Source organism: Pseudomonas sp. TWI628 (assembly GCF_039673865.1).
GTDB lineage: Bacteria > Pseudomonadota > Gammaproteobacteria > Pseudomonadales > Pseudomonadaceae > Aquipseudomonas.
On sequence record NZ_JBDJMM010000025.1, the window covers coordinates 86,955 to 101,554 of the forward strand.

Annotated in this window: 16 protein-coding genes and 1 tRNA gene; 9 read left to right on the top strand and 8 right to left on the bottom strand. The window is 63.0% G+C overall.

The genetic code is table 11. The annotated features are described in order from the left end of the window. The first annotated feature begins 71 nt into the window (after positions 1-71). Entirely contained in the window at positions 72-596 is a 525-nt protein-coding gene (locus ABE528_RS19765; protein ID WP_152959333.1) for an ankyrin repeat domain-containing protein, read from the top strand. Between the two features lie 60 nt (positions 597-656). After that, positions 657-1,187 (top strand): hypothetical protein, encoded by a 531-nt coding sequence (locus tag ABE528_RS19770; protein ID WP_152959332.1) that lies wholly within the window; start codon positions 657-659, stop codon positions 1,185-1,187. Positions 1,188-1,486: 299 nt separating this feature from the next. Here ABE528_RS19770 and ABE528_RS19775 read toward each other — a convergent pair whose 3' ends face one another. Then, entirely contained in the window at positions 1,487-2,425 is a 939-nt protein-coding gene (locus ABE528_RS19775; protein ID WP_346653852.1) for a ZIP family metal transporter, read from the bottom strand. Positions 2,426-2,549: 124 nt separating this feature from the next. On the opposite strand from ABE528_RS19775, the gene ABE528_RS19780 reads away from it, so the two are divergent. From ABE528_RS19780 to ABE528_RS19795, 4 genes are all read left to right on the top strand, one after another. Then, positions 2,550-2,741 (top strand): PLD nuclease N-terminal domain-containing protein, encoded by a 192-nt coding sequence (locus ABE528_RS19780; RefSeq protein WP_085675605.1) that lies wholly within the window; start codon positions 2,550-2,552, stop codon positions 2,739-2,741. A gap of 144 nt (positions 2,742-2,885) precedes the next feature. Next, complete coding sequence (locus ABE528_RS19785) at positions 2,886-4,943, top strand: LTA synthase family protein (RefSeq protein ID WP_346653853.1); 2,058 nt, start codon at positions 2,886-2,888, stop codon at positions 4,941-4,943. Positions 4,944-5,069: 126 nt separating this feature from the next. Then, entirely contained in the window at positions 5,070-5,306 is a 237-nt protein-coding gene (locus tag ABE528_RS19790) for a hypothetical protein (RefSeq protein WP_152959321.1), read from the top strand. Positions 5,307-5,480: 174 nt separating this feature from the next. After that, positions 5,481-5,813 carry a ribonuclease E inhibitor RraB gene (locus tag ABE528_RS19795; RefSeq protein ID WP_152959320.1) on the top strand — a complete coding sequence of 111 codons (333 nt, stop codon included), beginning with the start codon at positions 5,481-5,483 and terminating at the stop codon, positions 5,811-5,813. A 51-nt stretch (positions 5,814-5,864) separates the two neighbouring features. On the opposite strand, the gene ABE528_RS19800 is transcribed toward ABE528_RS19795, so the two are convergent. After that, on the bottom strand, positions 5,865-6,665 hold the full coding sequence (locus tag ABE528_RS19800) for a cytochrome c (protein ID WP_346653854.1): 801 nt from the start codon (positions 6,663-6,665) through the stop codon (positions 5,865-5,867). 478 nt (positions 6,666-7,143) lie between these two features. On the opposite strand from ABE528_RS19800, the gene ABE528_RS19805 reads away from it, so the two are divergent. Then, complete coding sequence (locus ABE528_RS19805) at positions 7,144-7,878, top strand: amidotransferase (protein ID WP_346653855.1); 735 nt, start codon at positions 7,144-7,146, stop codon at positions 7,876-7,878. A 31-nt stretch (positions 7,879-7,909) separates the two neighbouring features. Here ABE528_RS19805 and ABE528_RS19810 read toward each other — a convergent pair whose 3' ends face one another. The 3 genes from ABE528_RS19810 to ABE528_RS19820 all read right to left on the bottom strand — a co-directional run bounded on the left by ABE528_RS19810 (position 7,910) and on the right by ABE528_RS19820 (position 10,468). Beyond that, complete coding sequence (locus ABE528_RS19810; RefSeq protein ID WP_152959317.1) at positions 7,910-8,881, bottom strand: magnesium and cobalt transport protein CorA; 972 nt, start codon at positions 8,879-8,881, stop codon at positions 7,910-7,912. Between the two features lie 96 nt (positions 8,882-8,977). After that, a complete protein-coding gene (locus tag ABE528_RS19815) occupies positions 8,978-9,697 on the bottom strand; it encodes a lysophospholipid acyltransferase family protein (protein ID WP_346653856.1) in 720 nt (239 codons plus the stop codon). An 81-nt stretch (positions 9,698-9,778) separates the two neighbouring features. Next, positions 9,779-10,468: a crotonase/enoyl-CoA hydratase family protein gene (locus ABE528_RS19820; RefSeq protein WP_152959315.1), complete on the bottom strand. Its 690-nt coding sequence runs from the start codon at positions 10,466-10,468 to the stop codon at positions 9,779-9,781. 290 nt (positions 10,469-10,758) lie between these two features. Here ABE528_RS19820 and ABE528_RS19825 point away from each other — a divergent pair. Further along, positions 10,759-10,848 (top strand) — tRNA-Ser (locus tag ABE528_RS19825). Between the two features lie 69 nt (positions 10,849-10,917). On the opposite strand, the gene ABE528_RS19830 is transcribed toward ABE528_RS19825, so the two are convergent. The 3 genes from ABE528_RS19830 to ABE528_RS19840 form a co-directional block, all read right to left on the bottom strand. Beyond that, entirely contained in the window at positions 10,918-11,298 is a 381-nt protein-coding gene (locus ABE528_RS19830; RefSeq protein ID WP_346653857.1) for a hypothetical protein, read from the bottom strand. 118 nt (positions 11,299-11,416) lie between these two features. Next, on the bottom strand, positions 11,417-12,598 hold the full coding sequence (locus tag ABE528_RS19835; RefSeq protein WP_346653858.1) for an MFS transporter: 1,182 nt from the start codon (positions 12,596-12,598) through the stop codon (positions 11,417-11,419). 49 nt (positions 12,599-12,647) lie between these two features. Then, the gene (locus ABE528_RS19840; RefSeq protein WP_346653859.1) at positions 12,648-13,397 is read right to left on the bottom strand and encodes a 3-oxoacyl-ACP reductase family protein; all 750 of its coding nucleotides are present in this window, start codon (positions 13,395-13,397) and stop codon (positions 12,648-12,650) included. Between the two features lie 118 nt (positions 13,398-13,515). On the opposite strand from ABE528_RS19840, the gene ABE528_RS19845 reads away from it, so the two are divergent. Beyond that, positions 13,516-14,469: a LysR family transcriptional regulator gene (locus ABE528_RS19845; protein ID WP_152958033.1), complete on the top strand. Its 954-nt coding sequence runs from the start codon at positions 13,516-13,518 to the stop codon at positions 14,467-14,469. Positions 14,470-14,600: the final 131 nt, after the last annotated feature.

The following is a 14,600-nucleotide window of genomic DNA, read 5'->3' on the forward strand; positions in this document are numbered from 1 at the left end:
AATCTGAACCTTTGACCGCTATGGCATGCCTGACAAAGACTTGGGCAATCATTTATGCCAGGAGGTTCCCGATGTCCACTCAACCCACCGCTACCGCCATGACCGATGACGAAACCGCCGCCTTTGCCGAACAGGTCTTCGAGCGTGCCCGCCAGGGCGACGCCGAGATGCTTGGGCGCCTGCTGGCCAGCGGCCTGCCGGCCAACCTGCGCAATCACAAGGGCGATACCTTGCTGATGCTGGCCAGCTACCACGGCCACCATGAAGCGGTGCGGGTGCTGTTGGCCCACGGTGCCGACCCGCTGATCGCCAACGACAACGGCCAGTTGCCAATCGCCGGTGCGGCGTTCAAGGGGGACCTGGCGATGATCCGCCTGCTGCTGGACAGTGGCGTCCCGGTGGATGCTGCCGCGCAGGACGGGCGTACCGCGTTGATGCTGGCGGCAATGTTCAACCGCGGCGAGATTCTCGACTACCTGCTGGCCCAGGGTGCCGACCCGGCGCGCCAGGACGCCCGTGGCGCCACAGCGCTGACGGCGGCGCAGACCATGGGCGCAGTGGACGCGGCCGCACGCCTGCAAGCGCTGGCCGGCTAACCGCCCGGGGGCATTTGCGGCTATCCTTGGCGACTTTTCACCCGTCGCAGGCCCCCTTTCATGAAAAACCAGTTGCTCGAATTCATCAGCCTCATCGGCGCCGGCTGCATGCGCGACGAGGACATCGAGCGCATCGCCGACGAGGCCGCCCAGGCCTACGCCGACCCCGCTGCCTTCCTCGCCGCCAACCCGGACATCAACTACGACGACAGCTTCCCGATCCCGCTGGGTGAATGGGTGGTGCTCGGTAGCCTGCCAGACACCGTGGTCTTCCAGGCTGACAGCTACCAGGAACTGTTCCAGCACATCAGTGATTCGTTCGACCAGAGCGTGCCGTTCACCCTCAAGCCCAAGCAACTGGCGCGTACCGAGCCGCTGACCGCACTCAACCGCATCCAGGTGCAGATGGGCGCGTTGAACAAGGAAGCCGGTGGCTATGTGCTGCTCAACTTCAGCCAGTTGCTCGATGACGAGTTGCAGATGGTGATGGTTGGCCAGCAGGACCTGGCGCGGGTGCTGGAGCTCGGGGCAGAGGTGGGGATCAAGGTGGAGCCGGCGCTGGAGGCGTTGAAGGTTGCGGTTCACGTTTGATTTGTGGCGCCTGTGAGATCGAGCGCCGCCCGCGCGGCGCATCGCGAGCAAGCTCGCTCCTACATTTGTTGCAACGTGGCCATGCCTGTGAGGCCATGGTTGTCAGCCTTGTTGGCATGACGGGATTTTGAGGTGGGCATTGATGCCGCCTCACCTGACTTGAGCCATGCACCAAGGCGGGCAACCATGGTCTGTCAGGTTCGGCACGTTGCAACAAATGTAGGAGCGAGCTTGCTCGCGATGCGCCGCGCGGGCGGCGCTCGATCTCACCGACACCGCAACAACGTCGGCGAACCCCTCTAACCCAACGCAGTATCGAGAAACATCATCACCGCAAACCCACCCATCAACCCCAGGGTCGCCGACGTCTGGTGCCCGTTACGGTGGGTCTCGGGTATCACCTCGTGGGACACCACGAAGATCATCGCCCCCGCCGCCAGCCCCATGCTGACGGGGTAGGCCAAGGCAAAGCCGGTGGAAATGCCCAAACCGATCACTGCCCCCAAGGGTTCCATCAGCCCCGACCCCATCGCCACCAGTGCAGCTTTAAGGTTCGACAGCCCGGTCGCCCGCAAGGCCAGGGCCACGGCCAGGCCTTCGGGGATGTCCTGGATGGCGATGGCGCTGGTCAGCGGCAGGCCGATGTTCATGTCGCCATTGGCGAAGCTCACCCCGATCGCCATGCCTTCGGGCAAGTTGTGCAGGGTGATCGCCAGCACGAACAGCCACACCCGGCTCAGCCGTTCTGACTGCGGGCCACAGGGGCCGGTGCTTTCATGCTCGTGCGGGGTGAAGCGATCGAGGCCGAGCATCAGCAGCACGCCCAGGCCCATGCCCAGCACCACGGTGAACGCCGCCGCCGGGCCGTTGCCGGTAATGGCGCGTGCGGCATCCAGGCCCGGCAGGATCAGCGAGAACGAACTGGCGGCGAGCATCATGCCGGCGGCAAAGCCGAGCATCACATCCTGGCTGCGCGCGCTGACATCGCGCAGCACCACGGCCAGCACCGCACCCAAGGCGGTGGCGGCAAAACCGGAAAGCCCGCCGAGAGCGGCCAGGTGCAGGTTGTCGGCGTGGTCGCCATTGATGGCATTCCAGAAGCTGGCCGCCAGCAGCACGATAACCGCCAGCAGGCTCACGCCCAGGCCCGCGCTGAGCCACGGGGTGCTGAGCACCTGCTGGCGCCAGGCGCTGAGCAGGGACGGTGGGGTGGCGCTTTGGCTGTGAGCGGGGGGCATAGGAACCTCGAATCCATGAATGCTTGCAGTCTAGGCAGTGACCTGTGCGGCTGGCCAAGGATTCCCTTCTATAGCCTTGATAGAGGACTATGCTCAGCAACAGCCTTTCAAGGAGAACGTGGCAATGGGCTCTACCTTCAATGGCCTGGTCGGCCTGATCATCCTCGCCCTGGACATCTGGGCGATCCTCAATGTGATCAAAAGCAGCAGCGAAGTGGGAATCAAGGTGCTGTGGATTCTGCTGATTGCCCTGCTGCCGGTGCTGGGCCTGGTGATCTGGGCGATTGCCGGGCCGCGGGGTAATGTCCGGATTTGAAAGCCGCGTCCCAGACAAAATCAGCAATAGTAGCGTGACAAAATTTTCACATTGGATTAAACAGAATCCGCTCCCGCATAATGCTTGCGTTGGGCCAGCCCCAACGCCACCTCCGCAAACCGCAATCCTAGGACCTTCCCATTCATGGCTAACACGGATGCCTTGAGGCAACAGGGCGCGCGAGCGTTCACGCCGACCTTGAAATCGCACCTGGCCTATACGCTGCTCAGCGGCCTGGTGATCATGTTGATGCTCAGCCTGGTGCGCCTGGCGCTGCTGGTCTACAACAACGACATGATCGGCGACACCCCTTACTCGACCGTCGCCGAAGGCTTCTTCAACGGATTGCGCTTCGACCTGCGGGTGGTGGTGTACCTGAGCATTCCCCTGCTGCTGGCGATGCTGAGCCCCTGGCTCATGGCCCGGCGCGGGCTGTTCCGCTTCTGGCTGACCCTCGCTTCGAGCGTGGTGATGTTCCTCGGCCTGATGGAGATGGACTTCTACCGTGAGTTCCACCAGCGCCTCAACGGCCTGGTCTTCCAGTACATCAAGGAAGACCCGAAGACCGTGCTGAGCATGCTCTGGTACGGCTTCCCGGTGGTTCGCTACCTGCTGGCCTGGGCCTTTGGCACCTGGTTGCTGAGCCTGCTGTTCAAGGGCATCGACCGCCTGACCCGGGGTGCCGGCGAACAGCGTGTGGCGCCATGGTACGCCCGCGTGGCAGTGTTCATGGTGATCCTGCTGGTGGCGGTGGTCGCTGCCCGTGGCACCCTGCGCCAGGGCCCGCCGATGCGTTGGGGTGATGCCTTCACCACCGACTCCAACTTCGTCAACCAGCTGGGCCTGAACGGCACGCTGACCCTGATCGACGCAGCCAAGAGCCGCTTCGGCGAAGACCGCGCCAATATCTGGAAGCCGGTGCTGAAACAGGAACTGGCCACCGAGACCGTGCGCAAGCAACTGCTGACTGCCAACGATACCCTGGTCGACGCCGACGAGGCCGCCGTGCGCCGCGACTTCGTGCCGCCGGCCGATCGCACCCTGCCGATCAAGAACGTCGTGGTGATCCTCATGGAAAGCTTCGCCGGCCACTCGGTCGGTGCGCTGGGCAGCCCGAACAACATCACCCCGTACTTCGACAAGCTGGCCAAAGAAGGCTTGCTGTTCGACCGCTTCTTCTCCAACGGCACCCATACCCACCAGGGCATGTTCGCCACCATGGCTTGCTTCCCCAACCTGCCAGGCTTCGAATACCTGATGCAGACCCCTGAGGGTGGCCACAAGCTTTCCGGCCTGCCGGCGCTGCTCGGTGCCCGCGACTACGACGACGTCTACGTCTACAACGGCGACTTCGCCTGGGACAACCAGTCCGGGTTCTTCGGCAACCAGGGCATGACCACCTTCATTGGCCGTAACGACTTCGTCAATCCGGTGTTCTCCGACCCGACCTGGGGCGTGTCCGACCAGGACATGTTCGACCGCGGCAACGAGGAACTGGCCAAGCACGACCAGAAGAAGCCGATCTACGCGCTGCTGCAGACGCTGTCCAACCACACCCCGTATGCGCTGCCGGCCAACCTGCCGGTCGAGAAAGTCACAGGACAAGGCCGCCTGGACGAGCACCTGACCGCCATGCGCTACTCCGACTGGGCGCTGGGCCAGTTCTTCGAGAAGGCACGTAAAGAGCCTTACTTCAAGGACACCCTGTTCGTGATTGTCGGCGACCACGGCTTCGGCAACCAGCAGCAGGTCACCGAGCTGGACCTGGGCCGCTTCAACGTGCCACTGCTGCTGATCGCGCCGGGCATTCAGGAGAAGTTCGGCGCGGTCAGCCACACCGTCGGTACCCAGGTCGACATCGTGCCGACCATCATGGGCCGCCTGGGCGGTGAAACCCGCCACCAGTGCTGGGGTCGCGACCTGCTCAACCTGCCTGAGGGTGACCCGGGTATCGGCATGATCAAGCCGTCGGGCAGCGAGCAGATCGTCGGCCTGGTCAAGGGCGATCAGCTGCTGATCGAGTCCAAGGACATGAGCCCGCGGATGTACCGCTACCAGCTGGGCAGCGAGTTCAAGGCCGAACTGATCGAAAGCCCGGAGCAGCCGCAGATGCTGCAGCAGCTTGAGGCCTTCATCCAGACGGCGACCAAGAGCCTGCTGGAAAACACTGCCGGTGTTGTCCACGGTACGCCCAAGAAATAAACATCCGTAAGCCAACAGAAAGGGCCGCAATGCGGCCCTTTCTGTTGCTGGAACGATTTGTCAGGCCCAAGGTCTGCATCTACAGGCGTCACACACAGGGTGTTCTTTGATTGAGAGGGCAATTCAATGAAAGAGTGGGAAGTCATCTTTGCCGACCAGAAAGGCGAACCAACCCGCTTGCTGCTGCACGGTGAACAGTGCCCCAGCGAGGAGGAGGCGGCCCGTGCCATCCGTTCGCATCTGTTTCCGGTCATGGATGAGCTGGACCTCAATGACTTCCAGGACCGCGCCCCATCCCCCACTGCACGCTGGCTCAAGGAGCAGAACGGCGTGATCATCACCAGCATCCACGAAGCGCCCTGAATCACCGGTTGGCGTGGTGCCTGCGCAGGCACTACGCTGGTGGGAGGTGCTGGCCTTTTCTGCGGGCCTGTACCTATTCAATTCGCGTCTTGCATCAGCTCGATCTGTCGGCATTGCCGGCAGGTGCGTAGTGCACGGAAAGTCTATCCATCGCATTATTCGGGAGGACGATTCATGAGCAGCCTGAACGACGATATCAGCAGCAATGTCTTGCGCCAGATGAAAGCTGGCGGATTCGACTTCACCCGCATCCACCCCATCGAGTTCTACGCGGTCTTTCCAGATGAAGCCGGCGCGCGACGGGCAGCCGGGCAGTTTCGTGGTGAATCGTTGAATGCTCAGGTGCGTGAACTGGACGATGGCGCGTGGCACCTGGAACTGAGCAAGGTCATGTACGCCACCTATTGCGGGATTGGTGATTTTGAGGAGGCCTTCGAGCAGGTCGTTTCACCCTGTGGCGGCGAAGTCGAAGGGTGGGGCGTCAAGCAGGAAAGGCTGATTGCCTGAGAGGGTTGTGTTGCCTTCTTCGCGGGCCGCCGCGAAGAGGGTCCCCCGATTTCAAGGCCTGCGCCCGGCCATATGCTGCAGATAAGCCAGCAACGCATCCAGCTCCTGTTCACTCAGCACACCCTCGGCAAACCCCGGCATCCGCGCCTGCGGCCATTGCCGCAAGCTCTGCGGGTCGCGAATGTACATGCGCAGGTACTCAGGCCGGAAATACTCGGTCGGGTTGTGCGGCACATTCAGGTCCGGCCCGAACTGCGCATCCCCCGCACCATTGAGCCGATGGCAGGCCAGGCAGTTCTGCTGGAACAACGCAAAGCCCTGGCGTACCGGGTCATTGGCCGCCAGCTTGGGGTCGGGCAGCAACGCCGGAAAACGCTGTTCGACCGGCGCCAGGCGGCGGATCGTGGCGACCTGGAAGGGCCATTGCTCGGGGCGAATGCCACTGGCCTGCGGGTGGGTCCACACCAGGTAGAACGGCCCGGCACTCGGCTTGCCATCGCCCAGCGCTGGCCACGGCCTGGCCGGGTCCTCGACCGCCAGCCAGGCGCGTGCCGGGCCCTCCTGCAGTAACGGCGCGGCCGGCATTTCTGCGGCAAAACCGTCCAGCGCCACTGCCTGCAGATGGTCATCGGCCTTGACCCCTTGCAGCAGCGTTGCCAAGGGCACGGCGCGATAATGCATGGGCCGCTTGTAGGAAACGTCCTGATCGATGTCGATGTTGCGGGCCTGAGGGTGTTTCAACAGTTCCTCGCTGGACCACTGCCGGGTACTGTCACCCAGCTCCAGGTGCAACTGCGCCGCCGACAGCGGCAGGCACAACAACAGGGCCAGCAGGGCAAGGCAATGGCGCATGGGTAAACTCCGACCATAAAGCCGCAAGATTAACCCAAGCGAAGCATTGGCGCTGTCAGCCGAACAACCGCGTAAGGTTGGGAAGAATCAGCAGCAAAGTCGTGGCGAAGAGAATAAGCCCGGCTTGGCGAAGTTTCGATTGTCTGAACATGGCGGACCGCCTTCTTGTTGTTATTCCTGAATACCCGGTGGCTTCCTTGTCGGGTCTGCTTGCCTCATGTATGTGGATATAAACCACCCGCAGAGCGAGCGTTATCCATTGTCGAGAACCCTTTGTTCTAAGTGGGCTTATAAAGATATCGATTGGCTATGAGGCCATTAGCCATCGCGCTGGCAAGCTCTGCCTAGACAGCCGCGCAACCCCCAGTGTTTCTCCGATCAAATGTGACCGTTCGTCAGTGCAGCCTACTTGCTTGTACGTGGCTTTCGCGTCAGTCTCTACAACAGATTCCCACCCATGTCGTTCAGGACTATCCCTATGTCGTTACGCATCTGCATCCTTGAAACCGATGTCCTGCGACCGGAGTTGACCGCGCAGTACCAGGGCTACGGAAGGATGTTCGAGCAGCTCTTCTCGCGTCAGCCGATCGCAGCCGAGTTTCGTGTGTACAACGTGATGAACGGCGTCTACCCGCCCGACGGCGAACGCTTCGACGCCTATCTGGTGACGGGCAGCAAGGCCGATTCGTTCGGTAGCGATCCCTGGATCCAGACGCTCAAGGCCTACCTGCTCAAGCTTTACGAGCGTGGCGAGAAGCTGCTGGGTGTGTGCTTCGGTCATCAGTTGCTGGCGCTGACCCTGGGTGGCAAGGCCGAGCGCGCCGACCAGGGCTGGGGCGTGGGCGTTCACCGCTACTCGCTGGCAGCGCATGCGCCGTGGATGGACCCGGAGGTTTCCGAGCTGACCTTGCTGATCAGCCACCAGGACCAGGTCACCGAGCTGCCGGAGGGTGCCACGGTAATCGCCTCCAGCGATTTCTGCCCGAATGCGGCGTACCACATCCGTGACCAGGTGCTGTGCTTCCAGGGCCACCCGGAGTTCGTCCACGACTACTCGCGGGCGCTGCTCGATGCGCGTCAGGAGTACCTGGGAGACGAGGTGTACCACAAGGCCATTGCCAGCCTGGCCACCGAGCACCAGGGCGACCTGGTGGGGGAATGGATGATGCGCTTCATCCAGCAGCCGACCAAAGCCAGCGACAGCGCTGCCTGATCAACCCTGGGGCGCAAGGCGCCCCAACCCGCTAGAGCCAGCCAGATTTCTTGAAGCTGGCAAACAACCCCGAACACCCCAGCGCGATCACGCCCAGCACCCCAAAATAGCCATAGTGCCAGTTCAGCTCAGGCATGTTCTGGAAGTTCATCCCGTAGATCCCGGCAATCGCCGTGGGGAAGGCCAGGATCGCCGCCCAGGCGGCAAACTTGCGCTGCACGATGCTCTGCCGTGACGATTCCAGCAGCATGCCGATTTCGATGGTCTGGCTGGCGATGTCGCGAATCCCGGCCAGGTCCTCCATCTGCCGTGTCACGTGAATCTGCACATCACGGAAGTACGGGCGCATGTTCTTGTCGATGAACGGGAAGCTCAGGCGCTGCAGTTCCTCGCTGATTTCCACCATTGGCGCCACGTAGCGGCGCAGGCGCAGGATGTCGCGGCGCAGGCTGTGCAGGCGCTGGATATCCTCCTCCTGCAGCGTGGTGCTCAGCACGCGCTGTTCCAGCGCCTCGATCTCGCCATGAATGGCCTCGCTGACCGGCTGGTAGTTCTCGGTGACGAAGTCGAGCAGGGCATACAGCACGAAGTCTTCGCCATGTTCGAGCAGCAGCGGGCGCGCCTCGCAGCGCTGGCGCACCAGGGCGTAGGATTTCGAGTGGCCGTTGCGGCAGGTGATGATGTAGCCGTTGCCGGCGAAGATGTGGGTTTCGATGAACTCCAGCTTGCCTTCGTGGCGCACCGGCGAATAGGTGACGATGAACAGCGCGTCACCGAAGGTTTCCAGCTTGGGCCGGCTGTGCTTTTCCAGCGCATCCTCGATGGCCAGTTCGTGCAGGTTGAACTGGCACTGCAGGTTGGCCAGCTCCTCGGCGTTGGGTTCTTCCAGGCCGATCCACACGAAATGGCCCGGCTTGCGCGCCCACTCGCTGCCTTCGTCGATATTGATGTTGGTGACCTTTCTGCCGGCGGCATACACCGCCGATGCCACGACTCGACCCATGGTTATCCACTTGTTCGGTTGCACACGGGTTACAGCTTGGGCTGTAGTTGGCCGTAGAGCAACTGTAGGCGCGAGCTTGCCCGCGATGAAAACGACCTAGGTCTTTGCCAGTTCATTTTCCATATTATTGATGCAGTGCTGCATCTGGGTGCGGCACTGTTCGATCAGCGCTGGCAGGTCCTGCTGGCTAAGGCCGCTGGTGGCGATCGGTGGCAGCGAGCGAATGATCACGGTGCGCTGCCGCCAGCTGTTCAGGTTCAGGCGCCGGGCATAACGGCTGACGCACACCGGCACGATCGGCACGCCGGCCTCCACGGCCATGTGAAATGCGCCTTTCTTGAACGCCAGCAACTGCTCTTCGGGGTTGCGCGTGCCTTCCGGGAAGATCCAGATCGAGGTGTCGTCTTGCAGGATGCGCGTGGTGGTCTGCATGGCCTTGCGCGCCTGGTAGCTGTTCTTGCGGTCGATCAGCACATTGCCACCGAGCCAGAACAGCTGGCCGAACAGTGGGATCCAGCCGAGGCTCTTCTTGCCGATGGCGACGGTGCGTTGCGGCACCACATGGCCGAGGATGAACAGGTCGAAGTTGGACTGGTGATTGGCGACGATCACGCAGCCGGGCGGCTGGTCCCATAGCGGGCCGACTTCGGCCTTGACCTTGATGCGCATCAGCCAAGTGGCCGGCAGGCTGTAGAGGCGGGCGAAGACGCGGCTGTTGTCGCGGTTGAAGGGGCGCAGCAGGCCGATCAAAAGGCCGATGGCGCCCACCAGCAGGAAGTGCAGCGCCAGCAGGAACATGCGAAGCGAGTAAAGCATGGTATGGCTCACACCAGACAGTCGCGGCGCAGTGTACGGCTGTGCACTGGCCGGGGCAAACCTTGGTGTGAGCCGGTGCACTCAGCCCATGTGGCCCTGATCGAGCAGAATGGCCTCGTCCAGGGCATCCAGCAGCCCTTTGCGCACTTTCAGCTTGGTGTTCTTGTGCGCCAGCATGTTCAGCTTCTTCAGCTCGCGGGCAACGCCCTGGGCGACCTCAAGCAGTTGCTCGGCCGGCACCACCTTGTCGAGGAAGCCGGCATCCAGTGCGTCCTTGGGCTCGAACATCTCGGCATTGATCACCGAGCGGTGGAAGGCCGAGCGACGCAGGCGGTCGCGGGCCAGCTCGATGCCGGCGTGGTGCATGGTCATGCCGATCTGCACTTCATTCAGGCCGACTTTGTACGGGCCTTCGACGCCGATGCGGTAGTCGGCCGACAGCAGCAGGAAGGCGCCCTTGGCCACGGCATGGCCGGGGCAGGCGACGATCACCGGGAACGGGTGCGACAGCAGGCGCCGGGCCAGGGTGGAACCGGCGGTGACCAGGGCCACGGCTTCTTTAGGGCCGGAGGTCATCACCTTGAGGTCGTATCCACCGGAGAGGATGCCTGGCTGGCCGGTGATGATTACCACGGCACGCTCCTGCGTGGCGCGGTCGAGGGCGGCATTGAAGGCCGCGATGACGTCCGGCGAGATGGCGTTGACCTTGCCGTTGTTCAGGGTCAGGGTGGCGATGCCGTCTTCGGCGTGGTAGGTAATCAGCTCGCTCATGGCGCAATCCTTAGGGTGACGTGGCGACGACGTTACCCAGCACGGCGGGCCAGGTAAAGCAGCAAGGCTGACCGGCCAGTCAGCGTCAGGGCGCGATGCCTTGCGCGGCGAGGGTGGGGTGTTTGCAGGGGGTAAAAGCGCAGGCGAGATTGGCAGCAATGCCCTGGCAACCTCGGGTTTTCAGTGGGTTGGCTTAAATGCATGAAAAATTTGAAAAAAATGCTTGCCAAAGAAAAGCTCTTCTACTAAATTAGCGCGCCTCGACGGGGTGAAAGCCTTGGAGAGAAAACGGTGAAGTGTCCGAGTGGTCGAAGGAGCACGCCTGGAAAGTGTGTATACGAGAAATCGTATCAAGGGTTCAAATCCCTTCTTCACCGCCACATTCTGCGAAAGCCCCCGAGCTGAAAAGTTCGGGGGCTTTTTGCATTCTGGGGCTGCTGTGCTGGGGCTCAATCGGCAGTTGACGGGCGGCGATGCTGGCGCCAGGTGTCGTCGATCTTCGACCAGGTCTTGCCATCGGTGATGGCCATCAGTTTGCGGCCATCCTTGAAGGTGGCCAGGAAGGTGGCTTCTTCCTCTTTGCCGCCCAGCCAGAGCCCGGCCAGCAGGCCCACCGGGCCGGCCACCAGCGCCCCGGCCACGCCCCAGCCAAGGGCGGTACCCAGGTTACGGCTGGACTCCAGGCTGGCCAGGCGCAGGTCAGCGATGCGGGCCAGTGAAATTCGCTCGCCGGGTGAAGGGCTGCGCGGGGTCTTGAGTGTGAGCGATCCATTGCGAAACTCGCCTTCACCTTGCAAGAAATCGCCGGATTGCACCGTGAGTCTTGTCATTGAGTCGTCCTGTCAGTGAAAGGTCTTGACCAGCGCCTACTGAGCGCCGCCGGGGCAGGCAAGTCAACGGCCAGGCGACGGAGGGTAATGTGGCGGGTTGTCACGCCCAATGATGGCTTCAGGCTGGCTGCGCTGCGGCCTTGCGCTGCGACAGGGCCCATACCACCAAGGCCAGCGTGCCAATCACAAAGCCTGCGAGCACGATGCCCATCCACCCTTGCCGCTGGAACAGTTGGGTGCCCAGCAACGAGCCTAGCGCACCGCCGATGAAGTAACAGGTGATGTAGCCGGCATTCAGCCGGGTACGTGCTTCAGGCCGCAAGGCGATCACCGCATTCTGGTTGCTCACGTGCACCAGCTGCACGGCCAGGTCCAGGGCCAGCACGCCGACCAGCAAGGCCAGCAGCGAGCTTTCGGCAAAGCCCAGCGGCACCCATGACAACAACAGCGCCACCAGGCCAACAGTGGTGCCCAATGAGCCTTTGCCACGGTCGGCGAGGCGCCCGGCCCAGTTGGCCGCCAGTGCACCGGCGGCGCCGGCCAGGCCGAACAGGCCGATGGCCGCGTCGGAGTAGTGGTAGGGCTCGCGTGCCAGCAGGAACGCCAGCGGTGTCCAGAACAGCGCGAACAGGCTGAACGCCAGCAGGCCGAGCAGCGAGCGCAGGCGCAGCACCGGCTCTTCGATGAACAGGCGGAACACCGAGCCGATCAGCGCCGGGTACTTCAAGCCGGCATGGCTGTTGTGTTCAGGCAGGTTGCGGTACAGCGCCAGCGCCGCGAGCGCCATCAGCACGGCGGCCAGCACGTAGATGCTGCGCCAGCCGCCCAGCTCGGCCATGAAACCGGCCGCAGTGCGCGCCAGCAGGATGCCCAGCAGCAGCCCGCTCATTAATGTGCCCACTGCGCGGCCGCGTTGATGCGGCTCGCTGAGGGTGGCCGCCATGGGTACGAGGATCTGCGCCACCACCGAGAACAGGCCGGTGAGCGCGGTGCCGAGCAGTAACCAGGGCAGGCTTGGGGCACAGGCGCTGATCACCAGGCCGAGGGTGGAGATGGCGGTCATCACCACAATCAGCCGGCGCTGCTCGAACAGGTCGCCCAGTGGCGCCAGCAACAGCAGGCCGGCGCCATAGCTCAGTTGCGCAGCGATGACGATGCTGCCGGCGCTGGCGGTACTCAGGCCGAATTGTTGGGCGATGCTGTGCAGCAGTGGTTGGGCGTAATAATTGCTGGCCACGGCCAGGCCGGTGGCGGTGGCCATCAGCAGGATCAGCGCGCGGCTGAGGGTTGGGGATCTCATGTGTTTCTCGTGTTCAATGGCAATCTGGGGGCGCAAGGCCCCCAGTCTATCAGGCGGCAAACCCGCCATCGGCCAACAAACTGGCCCCGGTGATATAACCCGCCTCCGGCCCCGCAAGATACGCCACGAAACTGGCAATCTCATCCGCCTGCCCGTACCGCCCGATCGCCATCAGCGGAATCAGGCTTTCGGCAAACTCACCGCTGGCCGGGTTCATGTCGGTGTCCACCGGCCCCGGTTGCACGTTGTTCACGGTAATCCCCTGCGGCCCCAGGTCACGGGCCATGCCCTTGGTCAGGCCGACCAGCGCTGACTTGCTCATGGCATACGGCGCGCCACCGGCGAACGGCATGCGCTCGGCATTGGTGCTGCCGATGTTGATGATGCGCCCACCCTGGCCCATGTAGCGGGCAGCGGCCTGGCTGGCGACGAACACGCTGCGCACGTTGACCGCGAGGGTGCGGTCGAAGTCCGCCAGGTCGAACTCGGCCAGCGGCGCAACCGCCAGCACGCCAGCATTGTTGACCAGGATATCGAGGCGGCCGAAGGCCTTCACGGCGTCGTCTATCGCCAGTTGCAGCGCGGCGGCGTCGGCGCTGTCGGCACGCAGGGCCAGGGCCTGGCCGCCAGCGGCCTTGACCTCTTCGGCCAGCGCTTCGGCCGGGCCGGCAGAGCTGACGTAGGTGAAGGCCACCTGCGCACCTTCACGGGCCAGGCGCCGCACGATGGCCGCGCCGATACCGCGCGAGCCGCCTTGGACGAAGGCCACTTTGCCTTCGAGGGTAAGTTGCTTGGACATGTTGATCTCCTGCTGGAGGCAAGGCCGGATGCCTTGGATGGACGCAGTATCGACCGATGATTACCTGCTGATAAGATGGCAATCACTATCAGCAGAGTAAACCTATGGTTGGTAATCGATGGCCATGGAATCATTCAACGCCCTCGAGTGCTTCATCCGAAGCGCCGAGGTGGGCAGTTTCGCCGAGGCGGCCCGGCGCCTGAGCATTACCCCGGCGGCAGTGGGCAAGCACGTTGCTCAGTTGGAGGCGCGCCTCGGGGTACGGCTGTTCCAGCGTAGTACGCGAAAGCTGACCCTGACCGAAGCCGGGCAGCGATTTCTGGGCGAGGTGAGCGACAGCGTTCGTACCATCCAGTACGCCGTGGCCAACCTGGCCAGCGCCGAGGGCCAGCCGGCCGGGCTGCTGCGGGTGAGCATGGGCACGGTGTTCGGGCGGCTGTATGTGTTACCGCTACTCGGCGAGTTTCTGCGACGTTACCCGGCGATCACCCCGGACTGGCATTTCGACAACCGCCAGGTCGACCTGATCGGCCAGGGCTTCGATGCGGCCATTGGCGGTGGTTTCGAGCTGCCGCTGGGGGTTGTGGCGCGCAAGCTGACCCCGGCGCATCGGGTGTTGGTGGCGGCGCCTGCGTACTTGAACCGACATGCCGCTATCGACAGCCCCGAGGTGCTGCAGCGCCACGACGGGATTCTGATCCGCTCCCCACAGACTGGGCGGGTACGTTCCTGGCCCTTGACCAGTCGCGGGCAGGAACAACAGCCGTTGCAGTTGCGCCAGGCAATGACCATGAGCGATTCGGATGCGGCCTGCGCGGTGGCGCAGCAAGGGCTGGGGATTGCCCTGGTCAGCTTGCCGTTCGCCGTGCCTTATCTGCAGGCCGGGCAACTGCAGCGGGTGCTGCCGGACTGGTATGTGGATGATGGGCATATCTGCTTGTATTACGCCGAGCACAAACTGTTGCCGGGCAAGACCCGGGCGTTCATCGACTTTGTGGTGGAGCAGTTTGCCGAGCGGGGGTTGGCGGGGCGGTTTGATGCCTTGGCAGGTCAGGCAACATCAATGATGTAGAAAAGCTGAGACCCAAGCTTCGAGGGTGTCAGAAATTTTGTGTTCGGGCATAACATGAGTAAGAGGTGCATGTATGCCAACCAAAAAGAAACCCTTGCGTGACCTGCCCAAAATCCCCAAAGAGCTGCTGG